The organism is Polaromonas sp. P1_G1, assembly GCF_056405595.1.
Genome location: NZ_JBFUBU010000003.1, coordinates 39,287 through 64,429 on the forward strand (window position 1 = coordinate 39,287; position 25,143 = coordinate 64,429).

Sequence of the window (25,143 nt, forward strand, 5' to 3'; positions counted from 1 at the left end):
TTCACGCCGGTTTGGAAGGCAGCCAATTTGGCTTGCGCTTTTGCAGGAAAGACTGCACGCCCTCACGGCCTTCAGGGCTCACGCGCACGTCGGCAATGCCCTGGACCGTCATCTGCGTGAGTTCCGGTGTGATGGCCTGCCCGGCCACGTCCTGCACGAGTTGCTTGCAGAGCTTCACGGCTTCGGGGCCGGCGCTGACCAGGGCTTTCACGAGTTCGGCCACCTTGGCGTCCAGCGCTTCAGCCGCCACGACCTCGTGCACAAAGCCGATGCGCAAGGCCTCGGCCGCATCAAAACGCTCGGCCGTCAAAAAGTAGCGATGCGCGGCCCGCGCGCCCATGGCGCGGACCACATAAGGACTGATGGTCGCCGGGATCAGGCCCAGCTTGACCTCGCTAAGGCAGTAGCCGGCCGTGTCGGCGGACACGGCGATGTCGCAGGCCGCCACCAGTCCCGTTCCGCCCGCGTACACATCCCCCTGTATGCGGGCAATGACGGGCCGGGGGCATTCATACACCGCCTGCAGCATGGTGGCGAGGCGGCCCGCGTCTTCGAGGTTCTGCTCATAGCTGTAGTCGGCCATGCTGCGCATCCAGTTCAGGTCCGCACCGGCGCAGAAGGCCGGGCCGTTGGCCGCCAGCACCACGCAGCGCACGTCGTCACGCAGGCTCAGCTCGACAAAGGCCTGGGTCAGCTCGGCGATCACCTCCTGGTTGAAGGCGTTGCGCACCTCGGGGCGGTTCAGGGTGACGGTGGCGACCAGCGCCTCGACATGCAGGGTCAGGTGATTCATGGTGTGGTCCAGACAACGTCGTTATCGACGGCATAAAGTTTGCATTTTCCGGAGGCGTGGCGGTTGCAGCTGTCGAGCGCACGCTTGATGGGGTCGTCACCGCCCTCCGCCCAGCCCCAGCCGCCCGTGGGCCCGACGGCAAAGGCGCGCGGCACCTCCTTGGACAGGAAGGCCTTGTACCCCGCCTTGCCGGAAGCCGACAGGAAAGGCAGCGCGGGCTCCTCGGTGATGGCCGCAAAATCGGTTTTGGGCGGCGCCTCGGTTTTCTTGCCCGCGGGCGCAAAGCGCGCAAACGCCGGCGCGGGCTGGCTGGGCAGGCCTATGCTTTCGAGGAAACGCGTGACTTCAGGTTGCCAGATGCCCTGGCCCTTGGTGGAGCCGAACATGCTGTGTGAATCGCTGCTGAAGGTCCCGAAAGCGACCATACGCGCCTTCTCGCCGCCGCTGTTGTAGCGTGCCGCCATGTCCTGCCAGGTGGATGGCGAAAAATAACTGTCGTTGTCGCCGTAGAACCATAAGGAAGGCAGTTTGGTTTCGGCCGCATAGGTGCCCGCGGCTCGGGCCAGGTTGGCCTGCCAGCCCGCGCAGCTTTCCTGCCGCAGGCCGCCCGCGAAGTTGACCAGGCCTTTGACGCCGGGGTAGTTGAGTGTGCCGAAAGCCAGCGTGGTCCAGCCGCCATGCGACTGGCCCATCACCAGGATTCGGGTTTTGTCGGCCTCAGGCTGCGCCAGCGCGTAGTCGAGCACCGCCTTGACGTCCTCGGCCTGGACGCGGCCGTTGCTCTCCACATTGCAGCCGCCGCCTATGTAGCCCCCGCTGGATTTGGAGAAACCCTGACGCATGGGCACCAGTACCATGTAACCGCGCTGCAAAAAATAACGCGCGGCGATGGCCGGCCGGTATCGCGACTGAAAGCGCGGGTCCCCCATTGCCTTGCCGTGGTTGATGACCACCACCGGGAAAGGCCCGGGGCCGTCGGGTTTGTAGAGCGTGGTTTCCAGTTCGGTACTGCCGATGATGGCTTTTTTGGACACCATGAACACAGACTCATTCAGGGCAGCGCTGAGTTCCGGCTCCTGCGCGCTCGCGGGAGCCAGGCCGGCGCACAGCAGCATCCCCAGCAGGGCCGATGCCCACAAGGTTCGAGAAAAACGGTGTGTATCAGTCATATCGTTTGGCCACTTCTTCGAGCATCACTTCGGTCGCGCCGCCGCCTATACCCAGCACGCGCGCGTCGCGCCACAGGCGCTCAATCGCTGTCTCGCGGATAAAGCCCATGCCGCCGTGGAACTGCTGGCAGGTCTGTAATACCTCGTTGACCAGTTCGCCGGTCAGCGCTTTCAACATGGAGACCTCCTGCACGATGTCGCGGCCCTGCGTCACGGCCCAGGCGCAGTGGTACATGAACTGGCGCGCCGCGCGGGTCTTGGCGTCCAGCATGGCGATGCGCTGACGTATGGTCTGTTTGTCCCACAGCGTGGCACCAAAGGCCTGGCGCTGGCGCACGTAGTCCAGCGTCATCTTCAGCGCCTGAGTGCAATGGCCGACCGCCATGGCCGCCAGTGCGATGCGTTCGGTCTGGAAGTTTTTCATGACCGAATAAAAACCCTTGCCCTCTTCGCCCAGCAGGTTGCCGGCCGGGATGCGCACGTTCTCAAAGACGAGTTCGGCCGTGTCGGAGGACAGCCAGCCGGTCTTCTTGAGTGCACGGCCCACCGTAAAACCCGGCGTGCCTTTTTCGACAATGAACATAGACACATCGTGGCGCGCCGTGCCGGTCTTGGCCGCGATGAAATACAGGTTGGCGTGTACGCCGTTGGTGATGAACATCTTGGTGCCGTTGAGCACCCAGTCATCGCCATCTCGCTTTGCCGTCATGCGCATGCCGGCCACGTCCGAGCCCGCGCCGGGTTCGGTGATACCGACCGCGGTGATCGTCCGGCCCGCAATCACGTCCGGCATGTAGCGCGCCTTCTGCGCCGCATTGCCCGCGTGGAACAAATGCGGGCTGGCCATGTCGGTGTGCACCAGCACCGTGATGATGAAGCCGCCAAAGGTCGACTGTGACAGCGCCTCGGCAAACACCAGGTTGGTCAGCGCGTCGGCCTCGGCGCCGCCGTACTCCGCTTCATACATCAGGCCCAGCAGGCCGGCATCGCCCATCTTGCGCAGCACTTCGCGCGGCACGCAGCCCTCTTCTTCCCAGGCAGCGGCATAGGGCTCAACCTCGCGCGCGATGAAGCGCGCGACCTGGTCGCGCAGCAGTTCGTGCTCGGGGGTGATGTAGATGTTGTCCATGGCGGGCTTTGTGGCTTACCCGGATTTACATGCGGAACACGCCGAACTTCGTATCCGGAATCGGCTGGTTCAAGGTGGCCGAGAGCCCCAGCGCCAGCACGCGCCGCGTATCCGCCGGGTCTATCACGCCGTCATCCCAGAGCCRCGCACTCGAGTAATAGGGGTGCGACTGGTGACCGAACTGGTCCAGCACCGGCTGCTTGAAGGCGGCCTCTTCCTCGGCGCTCCACCGGCCGCCCTTGGCTTCGATCGCGTCGCGCTTCACCGTGGCCAGCACCCCGGCGGCCTGCTCGCCGCCCATCACGCAGATGCGCGCATTCGGCCACATCCACAAAAAGCGCGGCGAATAGGCCCGGCCGCACATGCCGTAGTTGCCGGCGCCGTAACTGCCGCCGATGATGATGGTGAACTTGGGCACCTGGGCCGTGGCCACCGCCATCACCATCTTGGCGCCGTGGCGCGCGATGCCCTCGGCCTCGTATTTTTTGCCGACCATAAAGCCCGTGATGTTCTGCAGGAACACCAGCGGGATCTTGCGCTGGCAGCACAGCTCGATGAAATGCGCGCCTTTCTGCGCCGACTCGCTGAACAAAATGCCGTTGTTGGCGATGATGCCCACCGGCATGCCTTCGACATGCGCAAAACCGCAGACCAGCGTGGTGCCGTAGCGCGCCTTGAACTCGGCGAACTCGCTGCCGTCGACGATGCGCGCGATGATTTCGCGCACGTCATAGGGCTTGCGTGTGTCGGTCGGGATCACGCCATAGAGCTCTTCAGGGCTGTAGAGCGGCGGTGCGGGCGTGCGCAGCACCTGCTGGGGCTGCTTCTGGCGATTGAGGTTGGCCACGGCGCGGCGCGCCAGGGCCAGCGCATGCGGGTCGTTCTGCGCCAGGTGGTCGGCCACGCCCGACAGCCGTGTGTGCACGTCGCCACCGCCCAGGTCTTCGGCCGAGACGATCTCGCCGATGGCMGCCTTCACCAGCGGCGGGCCGCCCAGGAAGATGGTGCCCTGGTTCTTGACGATGATGGTCTCGTCGCTCATGGCCGGCACATAGGCGCCGCCCGCCGTGCAGCTGCCCATGACCACCGCGATCTGCGCGATGCCCGCGGCGCTCATATTGGCCTGGTTAAAAAAGATGCGGCCGAAATGGTCGCGGTCCGGGAAGACCTCGTCCTGGTTGGGCAGGTTGGCGCCGCCCGAATCGACTAAATAGACGCAAGGCAGGTTGTTCTGCTGCGCGATCTCTTGCGCGCGCAAATGCTTTTTGACCGTCATCGGGTAATAGGTGCCGCCCTTCACCGTCGCGTCATTGCAGACCACCATGCAGTCCACGCCGCTGATGCGGCCTATGCCGGCGATCACGCCCGCGCAGGGCGCGCTGTCGGTGCCGTCGCGATCCGGGTACATCGCATAGGCGGCCAGCGGCGAGAGTTCGAGGAAAGGCGTGCCCGGGTCCAGCAGCATCTGCACCCTGTCGCGCGGCAGCAGCTTGCCGCGCGCCGTGTGCCGCGCACGCGCGGTGTCGCCGCCGCCGTGGGCGGCCTTGGCGACTTTGGCGCCGAGGTCGTCGACCAGCGCGCGCATGGCGGCGGCATTGGCCTGGAAGTCGGCGGAACGGGCGTTGAGCTGGGTCTCAAGAGCGGACATGGATTTTTTCCTGATGGGGGCGCTGAAAGGACGCCGGCGGGCGTACCGGCCCTACCTTAGCGCCAAACAGCCAGCTTAGCGAAAACCCGCCCCCGGCAGGCCGCCAACRAGGTTGCAAATCCTGCCAACGGCACCGAGAATCGCACTATGCCCTCCCGCAGCCCCGCCAACCCGCCCGTCGCCGCCACGCCCATGGCCTTTGCCAGAAGCATAGCCGCGGCCTACAAACGCCACGGCCAAAGCCCGGACCAGGCCCTGAAACTGGCACAGATCACGCCAAGCCAGCTTAAACACCTCACAGCCCACATCACCGCCCGCCAGATGGAGTTGCTCTCAGGCGCCGCCATGCAGGAACTCGACGACGAAGGCCTGGGCGCCTTCAGCCGCAAACTGCCCTGGGGCAGCTACGGCATGCTGGCCCGCGCCTCCATCAGCTCGCCGAATCTGGGCGTGGCGCTCAAACGCTGGTGCCGCCACCATGCGCTGATTGCCGATGACATCACCCTGCATTTAACGACCAGCGGCGACACGGCCGCGATCACGGTCGAAGAAAAGCGGCCCGGTCAGGTTGGCGAGTTTGGCCTGGTCCACGTGCTGCGCAATATCCACGGCCTGGCCTGCTGGTATGTGGATTCACGCATTCCCTTGCAGGGCGCGCGCTTCCCGTTTGAAGCGCCGGCCCATGCGGACGCCTATGCACTGATGTTCCCCGGCCCGGGCCTGCAGTTCAAGGCCGCGCAGGCCGAGATAAGGTTTGATGCGCGCTACCTGGCTTTGCCTTTGCGGCGTGATGAAAAAGCCTTGCAGCAGATGCTGCAGCGGGCCTTGCCCTTGACGGTCTTGCAGTACCGGCGGGATCGTTTGCTGGTGGAGCAGGTGCGGCAGGCGCTGGCGAACCCGGCCGTCGCCTCCCATACCGCGGAGACCCTGGCGGCGGCCTTGAACATGTCGCCGCGCTCCCTGCACCGCCAGCTTCAGGAGGAAGGGGCTTCGCTGCAGCAGCTCAAGGACGAGGTGCGCTTTGAGAAGGCCAAGGACTTGTTGCTGCGGACGACCAAGCCGATCAAGCAGGTGGCCGAAGCTTCGGGGTTCCGGAACGAGAAGAGTTTTATTCGGGCGTTTAAGGAGTGGAGCGGCCAGTCACCCGCGGAGTTTCGGCAAGGAAAACCGCCACCACTGGCCTGATTTGCCCCCTTCGTGGCAGGACTTGTGACGCGTAGCATCCTAGACTGTGCGCATGATCACCCTTCACCACTGCGTCAGCGCCCGCTCCTTCCGCCCCTTGTGGATGCTCGAAGAGCTGGGCTTGCCCTACACGCTGCGCATGCTGCCTTTTCCGCCGCGCGCGCTGGCCCGCGAATTCCTGGCGGACAACCCCCTGGGCACCGTGCCGCTGCTGGTGGACGGCGACACCCGCATGACCGAATCCGCGGCGATATGCCAATACCTTGCGGCACGGCACAGCCCCGGCCGGCTGGATGTTCCGCCGGCAGACCCGGCCCACGGCGCTTACCTGAACTGGCTGCACATGGGCGAAGCCACCCTGACCTTTCCGCAAACCCTGGTGCTGCGCTACACCCACTTCGAACCCGAAGAGCGCAAACAGCCCCAGGTCGCGGAAGACTACAGCCGCTGGTTCCTCGCCCGGCTCAAAGCCATGGACGCCGCCCTGCAGCAACAACAGCAGGAATTTCTCTGCGCCGGCCGCTTCACCGCAGCCGATGTGTCCGTCCACTACGCCCTCATGCTGGCCGGCCACCTTGGCCTGGCAACGCAATTCCCGGATGCGGTCCGCCGTTACCACCGGCAGCTGGAGCAACGCCCGGCATTCCAGCGCGCCCTGCAGGCGCAGCACCAGGCCGCGCTGGACCAAGGCATCCCCACCACGCCGGCACCGGATATGCGGCCGGGCAAGGGATAGCAACAGGGGGTGTGGGTACACAAAGGCGTGGCGGGTGCGACAGGTGCTGAACATGTCGCCACACGTCCTGCACCGACAGTTTTAGGAGGAAGGGGCTTCGCTGCAGCAGCTCAAGGAGGAGATGCGGTTTGAGAAGGCCAAGGACTTGTTGCTGCGGACGACGAAGCCGATCAAGCAGGTGGCTGAGGCTGCGGGGTTTCGGAATGAGAAGGGTTTTACAGGGGCGTTCAGGGAGTGGGTAGACCTGTCGCCGTCGGAATTTCGCACATCGGCGCACGGGAGCTAGCGCGCTGAACACCCTATTCACACTCCTTCTTAATCACTTGTGTGCTCCCTTGCCGCCGCGCCAGTTCGGGCATTTGTACCCACCGCTAAGCTCAGCGATGCCGTAACATCTTGTTTCGCCCGGGATGGTTCGTCTACAACAGGGAGAACAAGGTGTCGGACAACGCAAATCGCACTCTACGAGTTACCGATATTGGCGAATATGTTCGCCATCACTCTTGTGCGCGTCGCCTTAAGCTGGGACAAGACGAACAGGCATTGAGACGTACGTTACCTTTTTACTCCCGACTATTTAACCCCCTTGATCCTGTGTTACGTGCTGCTGGCGCTCAGCGAGAAGACGAAGTAGACCAGGATCTTGTTCAAGCAGGCCTCGCTGACTTAACCGACTTCAGAAGCAGAAGGGACGCCGGCACCACAAAACCTCAAACGCCGTGGTCAGAGTTCCTAAACGCCTTGAAAGACGTTTCCCCAGAACAACCCATATTTGCGCGAGAAGTTGAGATCAGCGGTGTCTTGGGCGCTTTTCAAGTAATAGGCAGAATCGACTTTTTAATCTTGGAATGGATCGACGGAAAGCCTCGTCTAAGGTTTGTGGAGTGCAAAGCATCTCGTAGAGACAAGACATACCAACGAATACAAGCAGCGACCTACTTACTCTTGGCGTTCGAATGGCTAACAAATGCCAAGATTGTCGTTGGCGGACACGAGCTTAACGAATATTCGCTAGAAGCCGTCGTTGCAAGAATCGACGAAGGAACTGAGGAGATCCAGCCGGTACGTTCGCTACCCGCGTTGGAGTTAGAAGTCGAGTTCTCGGATGTACGCCGGCTACTTGCAACGGGCGGACAAATTGCTGGCATCTTGGATGCCAAGCTCGAAAGGCTCTCTTACGCCATAGAGTCGAAGTGCGACCATTGCAAATTCAATGTCGTTTGCTTACCAGAGGCGGGAAGAACGAGAGCTTTGGAACTTATTGGTGTCGAACCATCAACCGCTCGCGTGCTTCGCGCAAACGGAATCGACGATCTGTATGCCCTTGAGCAACTAAGCCTCGACTCTCAGCAAGCTCTAGATATCCGAAACACATTAGGGTTCTCGGCAAACCTAAGCTTATTGCAGGCTTTAGCCCGTACCAGAGTTACGACATTGCCCGGAGGTCCTGCAAATCCCGATGATTATCCGGTTACTCGACTCCCGTGGAAGGTACGCAGTCAAGCCCCAGCGTATGAAATTGACGGCGATCAGTTGGTGCGCGTGTACTTAGGCGTGCACTACGACTACGTAGAGAACCGGATAGGTTCTCTCGCTGCACATGTGACGATAAGCGATTGGCAATTACTAACGCCATTCACAGAAATCGAGGGCAGGTGGCGCCCTGAAGCGGGTCTTGCAGAGCGAAGAAAAACCGATCAGGTGGATGGAACAGGACGCCCAGTCTATGAGCAGCGGCCACTTCAAGACTACAGAGACGTAATTAGGACTCGAGGCGCGCCATGGTCCTCAAATCACGAGGTTGCAACCGGTCAAGAAGGCGAGCTGCTGCAAAGTTTTTTTGATGCACTCATAAACGCGGTCGCCGAAATCTCTCCCGGAAAAAGCGCCTCCATACATATTTATGTATGGTCACGCTCAGAGATGTCGCAGCTTGTGGAAGCATGTCTACGCGCTGACACGCGCATGCTGCGGAGCCTACAAGAATTGATGGGATGCAGAGAGCCCATAGATCAGCTAATTTTCTCAAGCGTGGGAGAAGATGTCGACAGAAGTATGGCGTTGGGATGGACAGGCCGAGGCCTCTCGGTTGTTACTTCCCTGACTTGGTTTGGTCAGCGATTTCATTGGACGAGAGTCGTCAACCGTGAACCTGTCCCGCTCGACTGGTTATTCCGGCAGGATATTTTTGACTTTAAAACTAAGCTCGACTTAGACGCTTCTGGTGGATGGGCAAAAGACAAAAAAACCACAGCATCCACTCACTCTTTCGAAATTCGAAGCCGCTTTTTCGATTCGTTGAGTGCACCTTATTGGCGAGCAGCTTGGAGAACGTTAACGCCTGCAGATACACCTGGGTTAGATGCACAGCAGCGGAATCAATTGCAACGGTATTACGAGACCGCTCAACCAAATTACCTAGAGAATCTGCTCTCAGCCCGCGTTCACGCGATGAGATGGATCGAGTGGTTTATTCCAGAAAACCCCGAGATCAACAAGCCAAAATTGGATATTGGCAAACTGCGCCAGTTCACCTTAGGCATCACTACACCTGCGGAGGCAGCTTTAGATTTTCTCCGATTGGACTATCACATCAAACTAGCAGAATGGCTTGCTACACACCTTGTACCCGCAGCAGATCGAGTTTCCAAAGGTACGACATTGCCCCTACGTAACGTTCACGCGAATCATGACGGAACCAAACTAAATGCCGTGATTGATACCAACACATACTCGACCGATCTAGATAATCTTAGAAATGTTTACAACGGGTCAGACTTTGTTCGCCTCTCACCGCACTCTGGCGATGCAGAACAAGGGCAAACCATAGCCCAACTCCTACGTGGTGGTTCGACTTGTAGGGTTGAGGAGATTGATTGGGAAAACGGGACGGTGCGGCTAAGCCCAATCCCTGGCCAGGCGAGCAGGTATGTAGTTGGGAGTCGTCCCGCGAGAGACCTTTACTTCGACTTCGCGACACTAGACGACAGCGTGACAGATTTTGTTGCCCCTAGAGTTGATGCGAGGCTTACCCAAATACCGGCCCACCATACCTACCAATGGTTTGATACTACAAACCCCAGAGTGGTGCCTTTCGCATCTCTGGATCCAGTAGAAACTCAAAATCTAGCAACTATTCTCGGTGCATTTCGTACGGCAGATGGGAATGAACTTGCGTCCGATCAGAAACGCGCAATTTCAGCAGGAAGGGGCGCGCGAGTTCAATTGCTTCAAGGCCCCCCAGGCACAGGAAAAACCCAAACCACCGCTATAAGTATTCTTTCTCGTTGCTGGACTCAACTCAAAACTGAAGACATCGTAATAGTCGCAGCTCAGACTCACACAGCGGTAGATGAACTTATGGAGCGCATTAAAAGTCTTCAGCCCGTTCTAGCAAAAAGTTTCGGGGAGGTCGGCAAGCGAGTTAGCAAAATTTCGCAGTTTCGCGTAGATCCGCAGGAGGAATCAAGCCCAGGTATTACCCCTCTAAATTCGGGAAGCGCAGTTCGGCTTCTTGGTGCAGCTCGGAAACAAGGTGTGGTCATTTTGGGCGGGACTACTACGGCCATACTAAAACTTGCGAAGAATTTGGATGAGAGTGCAGCCTTCGGAAGAACAGTCGGCGCATTTCAATGCCGCCTCCTCGTGGTGGATGAAGCGAGCATGATGGTGCTCGCACACTTTCTCTCACTAACCACCGTCGTTAGCCCGCTTGGACAAATTATGCTATCGGGAGATCACCGGCAGCTAGCTCCGATTGTTTCTCACAATTGGGAGGAGGAGGATCGTTATCCAGTGACTGTCTACCAACCCTACGTAAGCGCATATGAGGCGGTGCGAAGCATAAAAGAAGGGAGACCAACTTCGGACTCTCAAGTCACTATGTCATCACTTAACTTCACGTTTCGCCTACCCGATATCGTTAGACATCTGATCAGTCCAGTCTATGCAAAAGACAAGATTTCTTTACAGGGTGGTGGTGGTCGACTGGTTCAATCAGATCAAAAAAATGACCACTCCCCGTGGAACGCCATCTGGTCCGGCGATGCGCGGCTACACCTTGTGGTTCACAATGAAGATAGCTCGGCCAAGGCGAATCCGCTGGAGGTGGAGATCATTGAACAGATTTTAGATAGTAGGCAGGAGTTCGCTGACGACAGTGTCGTCGTCATGACACCTCACAGAGCCCAGCGAGGCTTGTTGCGAACTAGACTAGCAAACAGACCCGAGATCAGGAGAATTGATACGGTGGAAAAAATGCAAGGGGGTGAATGCCCAATTGTCATCGTTTCCGCCACTGCGAGCGACACATCCTCCATAACCCGACATGCTTCGTTTATCCTAGACTTGAACCGAGCAAACGTGGCCTTTTCCCGCACACAAGAACGCCTCATAGTCGTTTGTGCAAAGTCACTGCTGGATAACGTGCCGGCAGATCTAGAAAACTATCAATCTGCGATGCTATGGAAGTCTCTTCGAGAGCTGTGCAGTGAGGTGCTCAGTACCTTCGAGATTGAAGGTCACAAATTAACTATTTACGCCCCAAGGCAGGTAACGAGCCTCGCATCAGTAGGACATTGAATTGGTGGAAATTAAAACAAATAAGAAGGCCAAGCCCTGGATCCCCTCACTTTCACTGTTCACTGGAGCTGGGGGGCTGGATATCGGCTTAAATCAAGCTGGATTTCGATCAAAGCTTTGCATCGAGCTCGACACGACTGCGAGACATACGCTCCGCCTAAATCAACCTGCGGTGATATTGGCAGAGCCAGCTGACATTCACTCGTTGTCAATGACAGAAATCTCTGAGCAATCTGGCCTGGATGAAGGAGATGTTGGCTTGTTGTTTGGTGGCCCTCCCTGCCAGCCCTTCTCAAAAGCCGCACTATGGAACGATGGGAAAAGTTTACGACTGCGGGATCCGCGTGCTCGCACATTGCATGCAATGCTTGATGCAGTAGAACATTTTCTCCCGGAGGTTTTCGTATTAGAGAACGTTGTAGGTTTCGCAACAAAGGGACGCTATGCGGGAGCTTCTTTTGTACAACGACGACTTAAGGAAATCAATGCGCAGAGCGGAGCTAAGTATCGACCCAACATCATTCGCATAAACGCGGTCGACTTCGGCGCACCACAGAGCAGAGAGAGAATATTCTTGATTGCCGAGCGAAGCGGGAAAAACTTCAAGCAACCGACGCCCACTCATTTCTCCCCTGACATTGCAACTTCAAACGATACAACTTGGCGCACAGCATGGGATGCTATCGGTCACCTTGCGGATGCTGCGTATGCGCCAGCACTCGACATGACTGGCAAGTGGGCCGGATTACTTCCTTCGATTCCAGAGGGAAATAACTATCTTTGGCACACAGAAAGAGGAGGCGGGCAAGCACTGTTCGGCTGGCGAAGACGCTATTGGACTTTTCTTCTGAAACTGGCAAAGAACCTCCCATCATGGACTATTCAAGCAAGCCCAGGCCCAGCAACCGGCCCATTCCATTGGGCCAATCGGCGGCTTTCAATAGCAGAGCTTGCGGCGCTTCAGACTTTTCCCGCTGGGCACATATGGGAGGGAAACTACAGGGACTTACAGACACAAATAGGTAACGCGGTACCCCCCGTCTTGGGAGAAATAATCGGCAACCAGATCCGTCGTCAGTTTTACGGTATCGACACTCCACTTATTAGCTCGTTGATTCCAGCTAAACGCGACGATTGCCCAGCCCCCGAAAAAGTCAAGCGTGTTCCCAAGCGGTATACCACCCTCGAATTGGATATCACGCCGCATCCCGGGACCGGCTTTGGCCCTCGAGCAGTGGAAATTTCGATTTGAAAGCAGTTCGTCGAATAGGATCGCCTTCCGCTCCGTTCTTGAAAGAAGACCGGCGATTCTTCCTAAGGATTCTGGGATACGACAGCCTTGAAAGTAAGAAAAAATGGAGCATTCACCGCCCCTGCAGTAGCGGATGGGTAATTAACTATCCTTTAGTGCCTGAACCGCGCGCCTAATTGCCGACTTATTCGCACTATCCACGTCATCGGCACTCCAAGGCAAGAAATCATCTTCGGCTTCCAGAAAAAAAGAAGCGACACTCGAGCTGGCAGATAGCGTACATAAGAATCGCATTCCCGTCGGGGCGTCCTCGTTTACCTGCTTAATGTGAACCCGCACATCGCTGCCGTGCTGCTCAAGCAATCGACTAAGCCCACGGCAGTAATAGCGCGCGAAGTATCCAATCATTACCCTTGGCTCGTCAATTCTCAAAGCGAACGCGTTGAGATCATGCTCATTCTGAACATCCTTCATCAGATACAGCCGTGTGCCAGCGGCCAAGCGATCAATGATCTTTAGGACATCCCCAGGCAAATAATTAACACCTCTAGGAAAGAAGTCCATCACCAACCTATCGCCGTCCTGTCTTGGTGAAGGAATCAGTTCTAGCGAATCGGTCGCACGCACCCCCCCCGTTACCGCAAGCATAGTCATCGGATCATCATCCAAACTTTGCAGACCGAGCCACCGCAGATAGTCTGAATATTCAGGTCGCGACCTGCTAATTAACCTGTTTTTAAAGAAAGGAAATAACTCCTTGGATAAGTATGTTTTATCAAGATCGCCCATACGCCCAAGACCGACAAAACTCTTAGATCGTTTGGCTCCGCGCGTGTACTGCAAGGTGTATGCATCTTCACTCTTGCTAAGTTTGGCGACCGGCACCCACTCACGGGTGTCCTCGTTTTGCCAGCCCACGTACAAACTATCCATTTCTAAATCTCACTTTTCAGGATTCGATGCTGATTCAAATTCAGCAATTCAATCGTAAATTCTCGTGCCACGCGTGTCATCAAATGTTCTGGGATTCTTTCAAATATTCCAACAATGTCATCCGGCTTTACATTGGAAAGACGATGTCGCCAACCATTCGCTGCCGTCGGGTTTTGCCTCGCAGCTTGAATAAATGCATCCAAAGTAGAAAGAGACCTTATCTTGCCCGTTGACGTATGAGGATAAAAGGAAGACCTCGCAGTAGTCACATAGTGACTTATATGCTGCCCCCTATCCCTTGTGTTTAACATGAGTGAGCGCTTTTCATCTCGTTCATTCCTTCCCATGCTTGAACCATGATCGTAGGTCGGTGCCAGGAAGTTATTACCATCCGCTGTTCTCAGAAGCCCCCAGTTTTGATCATGTCTATCCTGATTGGCTATCCATGCATCAAACATGACATACCCAATAAACACATCCAAAGATGTCTGAATAGATCCGTCCTTCGCAAATCCAAATGGAATGCCGACGGACTCCGCACTGGCTCTGAAGTATCCAAGAACTCGCCGCAGAGTGTGCTCCCGCCGCTGATAGGGCTTGACCTCATGTGTCCCATATCCAGTTGAGTAAGACGACAAAACCTCATTGCCGTGAATCAAGCGCGCACCGGTTGTGAAATCAATTAAGGCTCTTGAAAGAACGCCCTGCATGCTCTTAAAGGTAGCAAACTCATATTGTGCGCGTGGAACTCCTATTAACTCCGCGAGTTCGCAGGCCACTTTCTCTGCCCAGTTTTCTCCCGTCTCGGGTCGCCCTTCTTTAAAGAGGGTCAATCCGTGATTGGGCTCAAAGTGAGGGTCATGAAACCAAAATTTGTACTTCGTTCCAAGCTGCTCAGGGAGTTCCGCAGCATCTTCAGGTACTGAGAATATCTTGTACACAATCGCTCCAGAGGTTCGCGCTCGTTCGGCACTTTTAAACAAGTATGCCTAAAGGTGCGAAGCTACAAGAATTTTTTCAGCAATAGATTGCCTGAGGACATTCAGATGCCGATGAACCACTCATGATTAACAGTGACGTTCTCAATCAGCTCGATTTTTACGCCCAATCCTAGGTTTTTCAGATTCTCCGCCATAGAGTTACCGTCTATTAGATCAATCGGAGGGGCTCCATCCCTTTGCGCCTCTTGTCTAGCGTCCCGAGAAAACGTTCCTGTCGTGATCAACAAGCCTTTGTCTGCGCGTCCAATCATGGCCCCTCGAAAATCTCTAATTGCAGCAGAAGAAACAGTACCGGCATAGCGCTTGCATTGGAAGACAACGTGAAAAGAAAGAACTCCACCAAGTTTGATGACGCCGACCCCGTCTATTCCACCATCCCCGCTCTTTCCGGTAACTTCAACATTGTTAAAACCCAACTCTCGTAAGAGACGTTGGCTGAGTCGCTCAAATGCAGCGGGCTCCAACTTCTTTAACACCTCGACGAGCTCATCGGCCCAGCTAATTTCGGCGATTTCACCAGTGACATCAGCACCATCGCGCTGATCAACGTCGTCCAGTTTTCGAGCGCCTGAAAGAGTTCGAACTATTCGCTTTGCTTCCGCACGATCAATATTCTTAGTTCTACGACCCTCTGGCGTTAAGACCCAAACGGCGCGAGCAGAGTTCTCAATTAGGCCGAGACGTTTTAAATAATTTCTAGCCCAGGCAGCACGGTACGAGAGCTTTGTCGTATTACCCCTGTGAATGTCCTCTATTTGATCGTTATTCAAATTGAGGATCGATACGAGTTTTTCTTCGATTTCATCGTTCGAACCGGAACCATCTAATTGATGCAGAGCTTGAAGTACTGGATTAAAAAGATCGTCATACTTATATTTAAATTTTTCCATGAAATGATCAGCCCGCAACGGTCTCAGCCACAACCGAACTCACCCCAATCCGCTCCAAAGCCCCCGCCAAACTCGCCACGGTCCGATCCACGTTATGCCACTTCTCCAGCCCAAACAGCCCCACGCGGAAAGTCTTGAAGTCCGCGCCCTCGTCGCACTGCAACGGTACGCCGGCGGCGGTTTGCAGCCCCTCATTCAAAAACTTCTTGCCTGACTGGATGTCGGGATCGGTGGTGTAGCTGACGACCACGCCTGGCGCCTTGAAGCCCTCGGCGGCTACGCTGGGCAGGCCGCGGCTTTCGAACAGGGCGCGCACCTTGCTGCCCAGTTCCTGCTGYTCGGCTTTCACTTTCGCAAAACCATACGCTTGCGTCTCCTTCATGGTGGCGCGCAGGCGTGTGAGGGCGTCTGTCGGCAGCGTCGCGTGATAGGCGTGGCCGCCGTTTTCGTAGGTTTCCATGATTTGGAGCCACTTCTTCAGGTCGCAGGCGAAGCTCGAGCTCTGGGTGGTTTCAATCACGGTGCGGGCGCGTTCGCTGAGCATGACCATGGCGCAGCAGGGTGAGCTGCTCCAGCCTTTTTGCGGGGCGGAGATCAGCACGTCGACGCCGGTGGCTTTCATGTCGACCCACATGGCGCCGGAGGCGATGCAGTCGAGCACAAACAGACCGCCCACCGCATGCACGGCGGCGGCGACGGCTTGGAGGTAGCTGTCGGGCAGCATCATGCCGGAGGCGGTTTCGACGTGCGGGGCAAAGACCAGGGCGGGCTTTTCTTTGGCGATGGCGGCAACGACGTCTGCCACCGGTGCGGGCACCCATGGCGCCTGGGCGCCGGCGGCTGTCTTGCGGGCCTTGAGCACGGTGTGCGAGGCGGGGATGTTGCCCATCTCAAAAATCTGCGTCCAGCGGTAGCTGAACCAGCCGTTTCGCACCACCATGACATGTTTGCCGGCGGCGAACTGGCGGGCGACGGCCTCCATGCCGTAGGTGCCGCTGCCGGGCACCAGCGCGACCGAATGCGCGTGGTAGACCTCTTTGAGGATGGCGGAGATGTCGCTCATCACGCCCTGGAAGCTGCGCGACATGTGGTTGAGCGCGCGGTCGGTGTAGACGACGGAGAATTCGAGCAGGCCGTCGGGGTCAACGTTGGGAAGGAGTCCGGGCATGGTTGTCTCGCAATCTTTGTTGAAAAGTCGGGGGAGCCAGCTTAGCAGGATGAGATTTTTTGACAATGCCGCAACGACTTCTAAGGTGGAACCCCTCAGGCCTCGTCCCGGACTCCAATGCGCCGCGTAGGTGCAACACGGCCGCCACGAGTTTAAAACCCGGCTTACCGGACCTGTTGCGCCACAAATGACTGCCTTCTCTTTAGACGCGTGTCTGCAAATAAAAAGAGGCGCCCTTGGCGCCTCTGGGAGCAGGGCGCCGAACGCCCGTGTTCGATTTACACCCGGCAGTCGGCCGGCGCATGTCTCGCCATCACCGTACCAGGATTGGTTCCCAGAAAAACGGCGGCCCCTGCCGCCTTACATATCCAGTTGACTTGGGTTGGCGGGATCGTGCCCGACGTCAGCGCGACGGGTGCGGCCACAGTTCCCGTGAAAGGAATCAGAAGTATTGTGCCGTTGCCAGCCCTTGCCGCATAAGTGATCGTAATAGCGCCGGTCGCTCCGATGGCTATACCCGTAACATTGTTGGTCGCGGTGGGCGCAACAAACCCTGTCGCGAACGGCGAGCCGTTTGATGCGTTTTCGGCGACGACGAGCTTCGCGTCGGATGCAAGGACCAAGCCTTCGGATACACGAGCCTTGACCATATAGTCCTGATAAGCCGGCAAGGCCACCGCAGCCAGAATGCCAATGATCGCCACGACGATCATCAGCTCGATCAAGGTGAAACCCTTTTGTTGGAGAGAGCGCTTCATAAAAACCTTTGAGATTAAGAACATGGATCCCAGAGCGGCGGGCAGTTGTGCGATGCGGTTCTGCCTCTCTGGGGCCATTCTTGGGCCTAAAACTGTGTGCTCCCGACCTTTCGCACAAACACATTCCGCACGCGGACAATGTTGTGACCGGATGTCCACATCTGCGCTGCCTGTGATGCTGGATAGTCAGAATGCAAAAGGATTCGATGCGCGGCCGAGCGCGGTCTCGATCACGGGGGCATCGACTTTGCGTGCTGATGGCGAGCGCCTGCTTGAAAACCAGGCCCCTCGCGCTGCGAGAGTCCTTGATGAATATTCAGCATGTGGACGGACTGCGCAGGAAGAGATCCAGGTGAAGCCTCTTTCCATCACCTGACGCCTTGAGTCGCTTTAGCGCAGCCGCTCAGATTGGTGGATACGGCCTCGATGCGGGGCCTGCGGCGTCCGGCAGGCCCCGGCAACGGGCGAAGCCTGTAGCAGGCCGTCCGGCCGTTCCGGCAGCGAGGCTCAGGCCTTGCCGGCGTACTGCTCAAAAAAACCGATGGGGTGGATATCGATGTTCCAGCCCACGTCTTCGCCCAGCGTGGCGGCCGGGTGCAGCGAGGCGATGCGTACGGCTTCGTCCCGGCTGTCGGCTTCGATGATGAAAAAGCCGCCGACCAGCTCTTTTGCCTCGGCAAAGGGGCCGTCGGCCACCGTGGTCTTGCCGCCGCGCGGCTGCAGGCGTATGGCGGGCCCGTCCAGCGAAGCGCTCAGGCGCAGGTGCCCGGTGGCCTTGAGTTCGGCATCCTTGGCGGGGCACTGGCTGACCAGCGCCTTGCGGTCGGCCGGCGACAGGGCAGCCATGTCGGCGGGTTTGTAGTTGGCGAGGCAGAGGTATTTCATGGGGTTTCCTTTCGGTGATGGAGGTTTTTGCTTGCTGACACCTCTACGACGAACGGGGCGGGCCGGAATCGACATGCCGGCTAAAAATAATCCTGAAACAGATTCTCAGCCCATCAACTCAGTAAAGCCGCCAGGTCGGCCATGTCGGTAAAAACATGTGTCGCGCCGCTGGCCTTGAGTGCACCGGGCGCGTCATGGCCCATTTCGGGCGGGCTGTAGCCGAAGACGGTGCAGCCGGCCGCGACGCCTGCGGTGACGCCGGTGACGGTGTCTTCAACCACGGCGCAGCGTTTGGGGTCCACGCCCAGGGCCGCGGCGGCGGCCAGGTAAACGTCGGGGAAGGGTTTGGAGCGCGGCAGCTCGTGCCCGCTGAAAATGCGGCCCTTGAAGAAGGGCATGAACCCGCATTTCTCGAGCTGCAGTTCGACCTTGAAGCGGTCGGCGCCCGAGGCGCAGGCGATGCGGCCCTGGTAGAGCGCGTGGACCTTGGCGATGGCGTCGACGGCGCCGGTGATGGCTTTGAGGTCGCGCATCAGGCCGGTGTTGCGGCGTTCGCGGAACTGGACCATCCAGTCTTCGGTAAGGGGGCTGCCGGTGTTGGCGGCGATCAGCGCGGCTTCGTCCTTGACGGCCTTGCCGACAAAGATGCGCATGCATTCGGCGGAGCTGAGTTTCCAGCCGCGCTCTTCGAGCATGTCGCGCAACACGCCGTTGGTAATGGGTTCGCTGTCGACCAGCACGCCGTCACAGTCGAATAACACCGCGTCAAATCTCATGGTTCCGCTTTCATGTCCAGTTCAGGTTTTGCCGGGGCGGCGAGCGTGAACATCACCCATTCAGGCCGCATATTAAAACGCACCGGCAGGATGCTGACGCCGAGCCCGCTGGTGATGTACATGCGATTGTCGCCGTGCGCCACCCAGCCATAAGCCCAGGCGCGGGGGCCGGCGCCGGGCACCACGGGCGGGCCGTAGAAAGGAATGCTGACCTGGCCGCCATGGGTGTGGCCGGCTACGACGAGGCCGCGCACCGGCGGCAGGTCGAACAGGCTGGCCGGCTCGTGCATGAAGACCAGCGCCTGCGCGCCCTTGGGCACCTTGGCCATGGCGCGCACCGGGTCGGAATGGCCAGTGTCGTCGTCGCCCACACCGGCCACCCACAGGACGGTGCCGGGCAGGGGCACGGCGTCGTTCTCAAGCACCTGGATGCCGGCGCGCTGGAAGGCGGCGGTGAATTTCGCGCCGTCGTGCCACCAGTCGTGGTTGCCCATGACGGCATAGACACCCAACCTGGCCTTGAGCCCGCCCAGCACCTGGGCGATTTCGTCTTCGGGCGTGGCGGCGATTTCGGGTTTGTAATCGCGGTCGGCAAGAAAGTCGCCGGGCAGCAGGATGACGTCGGGCTGGGCGGCGTTGATCTCGGCCACGATGGCGAGTGCGCGCTCCAGTGTCATGACGCGCCACAAAGGGCGTTTGCTGAAATGCCAGTCGGACGCGACGGCGACCCTGAGGCCGGGCGGGCCTTGCCAGTGGGGGACGGTTTCGCTGATCTCGCGATGGGCGACCCAGCGCGGTTCGATGATGACAGTCCAGGTGCCCAGCAGGAGCATGGCAACAAGCGCCAACACTCCGGCGGCGCGGCGCCCCCAGGGCTTCGCAGGCCCTGTCACAGGCGGATATCCGGCGAATCGCCGTCCACCGCATCCATCACGCCGGTGCTGTGGGGCGACAGGCCATAGCTGCGCAGGTTCTTGCGCAGATCCGCGGGGTCGACCTCGTTCCAGGCCAGGCCGCAGTCCATGCAGGCATGCGCATGTTCGTTTTGCAAAAGAACGGGTTTGCCGAGCAGCGAGCGCAGCAGGCCGCGCAGGGGATAAAAACGCTCGGCTTCGAAATTCCCGCGAACCACCTTGCGGCTGCTGCAGCGCAAGCAGTACATGCCGCGCACGGTCTGGTTGAACATGTGTCCGCCCCTTATTGGCTTGTTGGCTTATTGGATATCGCCGTCCACATAGTACCAACGGCCGGCTTCGTGCACGAAGCGGCTGCGCTCGTGCAAGCGCACGGCGGGGCCGGCTGGTGATTTCTGGCGCGCGACAAATTCGACCTCAGCGTTCGTGGCGTCGACCTGGCGATGGCTGCGCACTTCGAGGCCCAGCCATTTGACGCCGGGGTCGAAATCTATCGACGCGGGCCTGTGGCTGGCGTGCCAGGTGGCGAGCAGGTAGTCGGCACGCTCGGACACAAAAGCGGTGTAGCGCGAGCGCATCAGCGACTCGGCGTCTGGGGCGGGAATGGTGTCGAAGTGGTCGAGGTAGCGGCCGCAGCATTGGGCATACGCCCGCGCGCGCTTGCCGGCCTGGCGGCCGCAGGGGCAGGCTTGTGAGGCGAGTGGCTGGGACAGCAGCGGATTCGGCATCAACCGCAGCTGTGGGCGCGGGCCTTGCGCTTTTCCCGGTCTTCGAGCGTTTCAGTGGGCGCGCCCTGCTTGACCCATTCGGCATAACCGCCGGCTATGTGGGCGACGTTGGCCATGCCCATGTCCTGCAGGGTCTTGGTGGCCAGGGCGCTGCGCCAGCCGGCGCCGCAGAACAGGATGAACTCCTTGCCCTCGTCGGCGAACAGGGGCTTGTGATAGGGCGAGGCCGGGTCCACCCAGAACTCGAGCATGCCGCGCGGTGCGTGGTAGCTGCCGACGACCGTGCCGGCCGTGAGTTCACGCACGTCGCGGATGTCGACGATCTGGACTGTGGGATCGTTGAGCCTGGCTTTGACTTCATCCACGCTGTAAGTCTTGACCTGGGCCATGGCCTCGTCGACCAGGGCGCGGAATCCTTTGGTGATGGGCATTAGTTTCTCCTCAGGCCAGGGCGCGGGTAATGATGATTTTTTGCACGTCGGAAGTGCCTTCGTAGATCTGGCAGACCCGCACGTCGCGGTAAATGCGTTCGACCGGGAAGTCGCTGACATAGCCATAACCGCCCAGGGTCTGGATGGCGGCGCTGCAGACCTGTTCGGCCATTTCGCTGGCGAAGAGCTTGGCCATGGCGGCTTCCTTCAGGCAAGGCAGGCCGGCGTCGCGCAGGCTGGCGGCGTGCCAGATCAGCTGGCGCGCGGCCTCGATCTTCGTCGCGCAATCTGCCAGGCGGAAACCCACGGCCTGGTGGTTGAAGATGGCGGTGCCGAAGCTCTGGCGTTCCTTGGCATAAGCCAGGGCCGACTCAAACGCACTGCGCGCCATGCCCACGCTTTGCGCGGCGATGCCGATGCGCCCGCCTTCGAGCGCGCCCAGGGCGATCTTGTAACCCTCGCCCTCGCTGCCGATCAGGTTCTCGGCCGGGATGCGGCAGTTGTCAAAATTGATTTGCGCGGTGTCGCTGGAATGCTGGCCCAGCTTGTCTTCCAGCCGCGCCACCACATAACCTGGCGCGCTGGTGGGCACGATGAAGGCGCTCATGCCTTTTTTGCCGGCGCCTTTGTCGGTCACGGCGATGACGATGGCGGCGTGGCCGTTCTTGCCGCTGGTGATGAACTGCTTGACGCCGTTGAGCACGTATTCATCGCCCTCTTTCACCGCCGTGGTGCGCAGCGAAGATGCATCGCTGCCCACGTGCGGCTCGGTCAGGCAGAAGACGCCCAGCATCTCGCCTTGCGCGAGCTTTGTCAGCCACTGCTTTTTCTGCTGCGCGTTGCCGTAGCGCATGAGGATGGCGTTGACGGGACAGTTGGTCACGCTGATGGCAGTGCTGGTGCCGCCGTCGCCGGCGGCGATTTCTTCGAGCACCAGCGCGAGCGTGAGGTAGTCAAGGTTGGCGCCGCCGAACTCCTCGGGCACGCAGATGCCGTAGGCGCCCAGCGCGGCCAGGCCTTTGTGCGCCTCGACGGGGAAGTGATGTTCCTTGTCCCAGCGCGCGGCATGGGGCCAGAGCTCTTCCTGCGCGAACGCGCGGACGGCGTCGCGGATCATTTCCTGGTCCTGGTTGAGCAGCATGTTGTGCCTTGCGGTGAATGTGGGAACGAAAAAAAAGACGGGCCGCGTGCGGCCTACCAGCTGCCGAAGCGGCTGCCGTCGTAATCGAGAAACGCGCCCTTGTGCTCGGGCCCCAGCCCGGCCAGCGCGGCGCGCATGGCCGTGACGCTTTGGGCCGTGGTGAGCGGCGCGCCGCTGCCGCCCATATCGGTCTGGACCCAGCCGGGCGACATGGCGACCATGATGGCCTTGGGGTAGTCGTGCTGGGCGGAGGCCACGGCCATATTCAGCGCGGCTTTGCTCACGCGGTAGACCCAGCCGCGGCTGTTCTCCACGCCGCCTATCTTGGCCATGCCGCTGCTGATGAAAGCAAAACGGCCTTTGCCGCTACGCGCCGCTTCGACCAGGGGCGCGACCTGCGGGATGGCCTGCATGGCACCCAGCACGTTGGTGTGCATGGCCTGGTCAAAGACTTCGCGCGTCGGAGGGGTCAAGGCATCGCCCTGCGGAAACACGCCGGCCACATAGAGGGCGATGTCGATCTCCATGCCGTCGAGCAGCCAGGCCAGGCCGCTGATGCTGGCGGGCTGGGCCACGTCCAGCCGCAAGGCCTTGGCGCCCAGGCCCTTGAGGCGCTGCAGGCCCTCGTCGTCGCGCGCGGTGGCCATGACTTGCGCGCCCTCGGCCAGGTACTGGCGAACGAACTCAAGCCCTATGCCGCGGGAGGCGCCTATGACGAGGACTTTCATGGCTAGCCCGCGAAATTGAAGTATTTCGACCACGAAGGGTCGAAGGCATGAGTCAATTCAGCACCGGTGAACGATGCGCCGTGCAGGCTGGCGTCCACCACGCCGAGCGCGGCAGGCAGGTCACCCACATAGTAGTTGGCCAGGCGCCGGCCGTTCCTGACCACGGTGTGGGACAGGATGCCGGCATGTTGAAGCTCCAGCCGGGTGGCGATCTGCTCCTGGAGTTCACGGGCGCGGTCCAGCGCGGCATGGTCTTCCACGGGCAGGCGCAGCTCGATCGTATGGCCCAGGTCCGGCCGTGCCGCCACCGCATTGGCGCTCTGGTTGACGGCCACGATCGCCTTGTCGCCCCCTTCGTCCTCTTCGCCGGCTTCTTCGCTGTCGCTGTCGCCATCCTCGCCACCGCCAAAGACGACCGTCATGACCGACCACCGGTGTTCGCCGCTCGGGAACAAGCCCGTATGCCCCAGCTCATTCGTCCAGAAGCTGTCGAGCACCGGGCCGAACTTGTCGAGCGGGGTGGAGGCGCTCACTTCGTCCGAAAACCCGTCGACGAAATCCACAAAACCCACCTTGACCGCGAAGTCGTACTCGCCGAGCACATGGTCGAGCATGATGAACGCCATGTTGCGCGCATGGTCCTGCATGTCGCTGGGCAGTTCCCGCGCGAACATGACTTCCATGCCAACCCGGCCTTCATCGGCAAGATGGCCGATCAGCACGTCGGAGGTTGCCAGTTCGAAGTCGTCCATGCGCATGGGAAAGTCCGGGCTCTCGGTGCGGGCCCGAAAGGCGCTGAGGGTGTAGTGCTTGAGCGGTGGCGCGCGCTTGACGAAATCCAGCAGCAGCGGAAAGTTGTCGGCGTTGCCGTGCGCCGTGGCGATCAGTTCGACCTGCTGGTCGCCGTCGTCAGCCGACATCTCGAGGGCCAGCCCGTCCAGGCAGGCTTCCAGCACCTCGTTGATTTCTTCCACCTGCTCGCGCACCGGCTTGCGGACCAGCGCCGCCTCACCCTCACGAAAGCGCAGCCAGAAGCCGTCTATGCGCTGCGCGAGCTCAGCGGCCGAGAGCGCCGGGCCGGCCTCGCTCATACCAGCTCGATCGCCATGGCCGTGCCTTCACCGCCGCCTATGCACAAGGTGGCGACGCCCTTCTTGAGGCCGCGAGCCTTGAGCGCATGGATCAGCGTGACAAGGATGCGGGCGCCGGACGCGCCAATCGGGTGGCCCAGCGCGCAGGCGCCGCCGTTGACGTTGACGATGTCGTGGCTGATGCCGAGTTCTTTCATGGCGGCCATGGGCACGACGGCGAAGGCTTCGTTGACTTCCCAGAGGTCCACGTCTTTCACGCTCCAGCCGATTTTCTTGAGCAGCTTGTTGACGGCGCCCACCGGCGCGGTGGTGAACCATTCGGGTTCCTGCGAGAAGGTAGCGTGGCCGACGATGCGGGCGATGGGCTTGGCGCCCAGTTCCTTGGCCGTGGATTCGCGGGCCAGCACCAGGGCGGCGGCGCCGTCGTTGATGGAGGAGCTGGAGGCTGCCGTGATGGTGCCGTCTTTCTTGAAGGCGGGCTTGAGCGTGGGAATCTTGTCGAGCTTGACCTTGCCGGGGCCTTCGTCAATCGAAATGACGGTCTCGCCGGCGCGGCCCTTGACGGTGACGGGCGTGATTTCGGCTTTGAAGGCGCCGGACTCGGTGGCGGCCTTGGCGCGCTGCACGCTGGCGGTGGCGAAGGCGTCTTGCGCTTCGCGCGTGAATTTGTATTTGTCGGCGCACTGCTCGCCGAAGGTGCCCATGGCGCGGCCGGGTTCGTAGGCGTCTTCGAGCCCGTCGAGCATCATGTGGTCAAAGATGCGGTCGTGGCCGATACGGATGCCGCTGCGGCCCTTGAGCAACAGGTGCGGCGCGTTGGTCATGCTTTCCATGCCACCCGAAACCATGACGTCGCGGCTGCCGGCGACGAGCTGGTCGTGCGCGAGCATGGTGGCTTCCATGCCGGAGCCGCACATCTTGGACAGAGTGACGGCGCCGACGCTGGCGGGCAGGCCGCCCTTGAAGCCGGCCTGGCGCGCAGGGGCCTGGCCCTGGCCGGCCATCAGGCAGTTGCCGAACAGCACTTCATCGACCTTGCCGGCCGCGATGCCCGAGCGTTCAATGGCGGCCTTGATGGCGGCGCCACCGAGGTCGTGGGCCGAGAGGCTGCTGAAGTCGCCCTGGAAGCCGCCCATGGGGGTGCGGGCCGCGCCGAGGATGACGATGGGGTCTTGGTTGGGGTTGGACATGTCGAGTTTCCTTTCA

The 25,143-nt window shown here is 59.8% G+C and carries 25 protein-coding genes; 6 read left to right on the forward strand and 19 right to left on the reverse strand.

Annotated features, from left to right (window positions below; translation table 11 throughout):
• Position 1: 1 nt before the first annotated feature.
• From AC1D1Y_RS01880 to AC1D1Y_RS01895, 4 genes are read right to left on the reverse strand one after another with little or no spacing between them, the layout of a single operon-like run.
• Positions 2–793, reverse strand: a complete 792-nt coding sequence (locus AC1D1Y_RS01880) for an enoyl-CoA hydratase/isomerase family protein (RefSeq protein ID WP_477680859.1) — start codon at positions 791–793, stop codon at positions 2–4.
• Positions 790–1,962 (reverse strand): dienelactone hydrolase family protein, encoded by a 1,173-nt coding sequence (locus AC1D1Y_RS01885; RefSeq protein ID WP_477680860.1) that lies wholly within the window; start codon positions 1,960–1,962, stop codon positions 790–792. Before AC1D1Y_RS01885 ends, AC1D1Y_RS01880 begins: the two co-directional genes overlap by 4 nt.
• Positions 1,955–3,091, reverse strand: a complete 1,137-nt coding sequence (locus AC1D1Y_RS01890; RefSeq protein ID WP_477680861.1) for an acyl-CoA dehydrogenase family protein — start codon at positions 3,089–3,091, stop codon at positions 1,955–1,957. The genes AC1D1Y_RS01885 and AC1D1Y_RS01890 overlap by 8 nt, the downstream gene beginning before the upstream one ends.
• Before the next feature lie 25 nt (positions 3,092–3,116).
• The gene (locus tag AC1D1Y_RS01895; protein ID WP_477680862.1) at positions 3,117–4,739 is read right to left on the reverse strand and encodes a carboxyl transferase domain-containing protein; all 1,623 of its coding nucleotides are present in this window, start codon (positions 4,737–4,739) and stop codon (positions 3,117–3,119) included.
• 147 nt (positions 4,740–4,886) lie between these two features.
• Between AC1D1Y_RS01895 and AC1D1Y_RS01900 the strand changes: the two genes are divergently transcribed.
• The 5 genes from AC1D1Y_RS01900 (at position 4,887) to AC1D1Y_RS01920 (ending at position 12,493) form a co-directional block, all read left to right on the forward strand.
• On the forward strand, positions 4,887–5,924 hold the full coding sequence (locus tag AC1D1Y_RS01900) for an AraC family transcriptional regulator (protein WP_477680863.1): 1,038 nt from the start codon (positions 4,887–4,889) through the stop codon (positions 5,922–5,924).
• A gap of 52 nt (positions 5,925–5,976) precedes the next feature.
• The gene (locus AC1D1Y_RS01905; protein WP_477680864.1) at positions 5,977–6,660 is read left to right on the forward strand and encodes a glutathione S-transferase family protein; all 684 of its coding nucleotides are present in this window, start codon (positions 5,977–5,979) and stop codon (positions 6,658–6,660) included.
• A gap of 100 nt (positions 6,661–6,760) precedes the next feature.
• Positions 6,761–6,946 (forward strand): helix-turn-helix domain-containing protein, encoded by a 186-nt coding sequence (locus AC1D1Y_RS01910; RefSeq protein ID WP_477680950.1) that lies wholly within the window; start codon positions 6,761–6,763, stop codon positions 6,944–6,946.
• Positions 6,947–7,098: 152 nt separating this feature from the next.
• Entirely contained in the window at positions 7,099–11,241 is a 4,143-nt protein-coding gene (locus tag AC1D1Y_RS01915) for an AAA domain-containing protein (RefSeq protein WP_477680865.1), read from the forward strand.
• 4 nt (positions 11,242–11,245) lie between these two features.
• Entirely contained in the window at positions 11,246–12,493 is a 1,248-nt protein-coding gene (locus AC1D1Y_RS01920) for a DNA cytosine methyltransferase (RefSeq protein WP_477680866.1), read from the forward strand.
• A 141-nt stretch (positions 12,494–12,634) separates the two neighbouring features.
• Here AC1D1Y_RS01920 and AC1D1Y_RS01925 read toward each other — a convergent pair whose 3' ends face one another.
• The 5 genes from AC1D1Y_RS01925 to AC1D1Y_RS01945 all read right to left on the reverse strand — a co-directional run bounded on the left by AC1D1Y_RS01925 (position 12,635) and on the right by AC1D1Y_RS01945 (position 17,243).
• Positions 12,635–13,426: an HIRAN domain-containing protein gene (locus AC1D1Y_RS01925; RefSeq protein ID WP_477680867.1), complete on the reverse strand. Its 792-nt coding sequence runs from the start codon at positions 13,424–13,426 to the stop codon at positions 12,635–12,637.
• 2 nt (positions 13,427–13,428) lie between these two features.
• On the reverse strand, positions 13,429–14,367 hold the full coding sequence (locus AC1D1Y_RS01930) for a HipA domain-containing protein (protein WP_477680868.1): 939 nt from the start codon (positions 14,365–14,367) through the stop codon (positions 13,429–13,431).
• 101 nt (positions 14,368–14,468) lie between these two features.
• Positions 14,469–15,317, reverse strand: coding sequence for a restriction endonuclease (locus AC1D1Y_RS01935; RefSeq protein WP_477680869.1), 849 nt, complete (start codon positions 15,315–15,317; stop codon positions 14,469–14,471).
• Between the two features lie 7 nt (positions 15,318–15,324).
• A complete protein-coding gene (locus AC1D1Y_RS01940; protein WP_477680870.1) occupies positions 15,325–16,485 on the reverse strand; it encodes an aminotransferase class V-fold PLP-dependent enzyme in 1,161 nt (386 codons plus the stop codon).
• A 278-nt stretch (positions 16,486–16,763) separates the two neighbouring features.
• On the reverse strand, positions 16,764–17,243 hold the full coding sequence (locus tag AC1D1Y_RS01945) for a pilin (RefSeq protein WP_477680871.1): 480 nt from the start codon (positions 17,241–17,243) through the stop codon (positions 16,764–16,766).
• 175 nt (positions 17,244–17,418) lie between these two features.
• Between AC1D1Y_RS01945 and AC1D1Y_RS01950 the strand changes: the two genes are divergently transcribed.
• Positions 17,419–17,619 (forward strand): hypothetical protein, encoded by a 201-nt coding sequence (locus tag AC1D1Y_RS01950; RefSeq protein WP_477680872.1) that lies wholly within the window; start codon positions 17,419–17,421, stop codon positions 17,617–17,619.
• Positions 17,620–17,750: 131 nt separating this feature from the next.
• Here the strand turns inward: AC1D1Y_RS01950 and AC1D1Y_RS01955 are convergent, their stop codons facing one another.
• From AC1D1Y_RS01955 to AC1D1Y_RS02000, 10 genes are all read right to left on the reverse strand, one after another.
• Positions 17,751–18,128 (reverse strand): YciI family protein, encoded by a 378-nt coding sequence (locus AC1D1Y_RS01955; RefSeq protein ID WP_477680873.1) that lies wholly within the window; start codon positions 18,126–18,128, stop codon positions 17,751–17,753.
• Positions 18,129–18,241: 113 nt separating this feature from the next.
• On the reverse strand, positions 18,242–18,904 hold the full coding sequence (locus tag AC1D1Y_RS01960; protein ID WP_477680874.1) for an HAD family hydrolase: 663 nt from the start codon (positions 18,902–18,904) through the stop codon (positions 18,242–18,244).
• Positions 18,901–19,737: a metallophosphoesterase gene (locus tag AC1D1Y_RS01965; protein WP_477680875.1), complete on the reverse strand. Its 837-nt coding sequence runs from the start codon at positions 19,735–19,737 to the stop codon at positions 18,901–18,903. The genes AC1D1Y_RS01960 and AC1D1Y_RS01965 overlap by 4 nt, the downstream gene beginning before the upstream one ends.
• A gap of 56 nt (positions 19,738–19,793) precedes the next feature.
• Positions 19,794–20,090 carry a hypothetical protein gene (locus AC1D1Y_RS01970; RefSeq protein ID WP_477677883.1) on the reverse strand — a complete coding sequence of 99 codons (297 nt, stop codon included), beginning with the start codon at positions 20,088–20,090 and terminating at the stop codon, positions 19,794–19,796.
• 27 nt (positions 20,091–20,117) lie between these two features.
• The gene (locus AC1D1Y_RS01975) at positions 20,118–20,546 is read right to left on the reverse strand and encodes a YchJ family protein (RefSeq protein WP_477680876.1); all 429 of its coding nucleotides are present in this window, start codon (positions 20,544–20,546) and stop codon (positions 20,118–20,120) included.
• Positions 20,546–20,977, reverse strand: a complete 432-nt coding sequence (locus AC1D1Y_RS01980) for a rhodanese-like domain-containing protein (protein WP_477680877.1) — start codon at positions 20,975–20,977, stop codon at positions 20,546–20,548. The genes AC1D1Y_RS01975 and AC1D1Y_RS01980 overlap by 1 nt, the downstream gene beginning before the upstream one ends.
• A 10-nt stretch (positions 20,978–20,987) precedes the next feature.
• Complete coding sequence (locus AC1D1Y_RS01985) at positions 20,988–22,118, reverse strand: acyl-CoA dehydrogenase family protein (protein ID WP_477680878.1); 1,131 nt, start codon at positions 22,116–22,118, stop codon at positions 20,988–20,990.
• Between the two features lie 53 nt (positions 22,119–22,171).
• Positions 22,172–22,846, reverse strand: coding sequence for an SDR family oxidoreductase (locus AC1D1Y_RS01990; protein ID WP_477680879.1), 675 nt, complete (start codon positions 22,844–22,846; stop codon positions 22,172–22,174).
• A 2-nt stretch (positions 22,847–22,848) separates the two neighbouring features.
• Positions 22,849–23,937 (reverse strand): DUF695 domain-containing protein, encoded by a 1,089-nt coding sequence (locus AC1D1Y_RS01995; protein ID WP_477680880.1) that lies wholly within the window; start codon positions 23,935–23,937, stop codon positions 22,849–22,851.
• A complete protein-coding gene (locus tag AC1D1Y_RS02000; RefSeq protein WP_477680881.1) occupies positions 23,934–25,127 on the reverse strand; it encodes an acetyl-CoA C-acyltransferase in 1,194 nt (397 codons plus the stop codon). Before AC1D1Y_RS02000 ends, AC1D1Y_RS01995 begins: the two co-directional genes overlap by 4 nt.
• Positions 25,128–25,143 lie beyond the last annotated feature (16 nt).

Excerpts from the sequence above, each read along its gene's own strand:
- AC1D1Y_RS01900 (WP_477680863.1), top strand. The coding sequence starts at position 4,887 with ATGCCCTCCCGCAGCCCCGCCAACCCGCCCGTCGCCGCCACGCCCATG.
- AC1D1Y_RS01975 (WP_477680876.1), bottom strand. The coding sequence starts at position 20,546 with ATGCCGAATCCGCTGCTGTCCCAGCCACTCGCCTCACAAGCCTGCCCC.
- AC1D1Y_RS01880 (WP_477680859.1), bottom strand. The coding sequence starts at position 793 with ATGAATCACCTGACCCTGCATGTCGAGGCGCTGGTCGCCACCGTCACC.
- AC1D1Y_RS01935 (WP_477680869.1), bottom strand. The coding sequence starts at position 15,317 with ATGGAAAAATTTAAATATAAGTATGACGATCTTTTTAATCCAGTACTT.
- AC1D1Y_RS01925 (WP_477680867.1), bottom strand. The coding sequence starts at position 13,426 with ATGGATAGTTTGTACGTGGGCTGGCAAAACGAGGACACCCGTGAGTGG.
- AC1D1Y_RS01990 (WP_477680879.1), bottom strand. The coding sequence starts at position 22,846 with ATGAAAGTCCTCGTCATAGGCGCCTCCCGCGGCATAGGGCTTGAGTTC.
- AC1D1Y_RS01960 (WP_477680874.1), bottom strand. The coding sequence starts at position 18,904 with ATGAGATTTGACGCGGTGTTATTCGACTGTGACGGCGTGCTGGTCGAC.
- AC1D1Y_RS01980 (WP_477680877.1), bottom strand. The coding sequence starts at position 20,977 with ATGCCCATCACCAAAGGATTCCGCGCCCTGGTCGACGAGGCCATGGCC.
- AC1D1Y_RS01955 (WP_477680873.1), bottom strand. The coding sequence starts at position 18,128 with ATGAAATACCTCTGCCTCGCCAACTACAAACCCGCCGACATGGCTGCC.
- AC1D1Y_RS02000 (WP_477680881.1), bottom strand. The coding sequence starts at position 25,127 with ATGTCCAACCCCAACCAAGACCCCATCGTCATCCTCGGCGCGGCCCGC.
- AC1D1Y_RS01945 (WP_477680871.1), bottom strand. The coding sequence starts at position 17,243 with ATGAAGCGCTCTCTCCAACAAAAGGGTTTCACCTTGATCGAGCTGATG.
- AC1D1Y_RS01995 (WP_477680880.1), bottom strand. The coding sequence starts at position 23,937 with ATGAGCGAGGCCGGCCCGGCGCTCTCGGCCGCTGAGCTCGCGCAGCGC.
- AC1D1Y_RS01950 (WP_477680872.1), top strand. The coding sequence starts at position 17,419 with ATGCTGGATAGTCAGAATGCAAAAGGATTCGATGCGCGGCCGAGCGCG.
- AC1D1Y_RS01985 (WP_477680878.1), bottom strand. The coding sequence starts at position 22,118 with ATGCTGCTCAACCAGGACCAGGAAATGATCCGCGACGCCGTCCGCGCG.
- AC1D1Y_RS01965 (WP_477680875.1), bottom strand. The coding sequence starts at position 19,737 with ATGCTCCTGCTGGGCACCTGGACTGTCATCATCGAACCGCGCTGGGTC.
- AC1D1Y_RS01905 (WP_477680864.1), top strand. The coding sequence starts at position 5,977 with ATGATCACCCTTCACCACTGCGTCAGCGCCCGCTCCTTCCGCCCCTTG.
- AC1D1Y_RS01970 (WP_477677883.1), bottom strand. The coding sequence starts at position 20,090 with ATGTTCAACCAGACCGTGCGCGGCATGTACTGCTTGCGCTGCAGCAGC.
- AC1D1Y_RS01890 (WP_477680861.1), bottom strand. The coding sequence starts at position 3,091 with ATGGACAACATCTACATCACCCCCGAGCACGAACTGCTGCGCGACCAG.
- AC1D1Y_RS01885 (WP_477680860.1), bottom strand. The coding sequence starts at position 1,962 with ATGACTGATACACACCGTTTTTCTCGAACCTTGTGGGCATCGGCCCTG.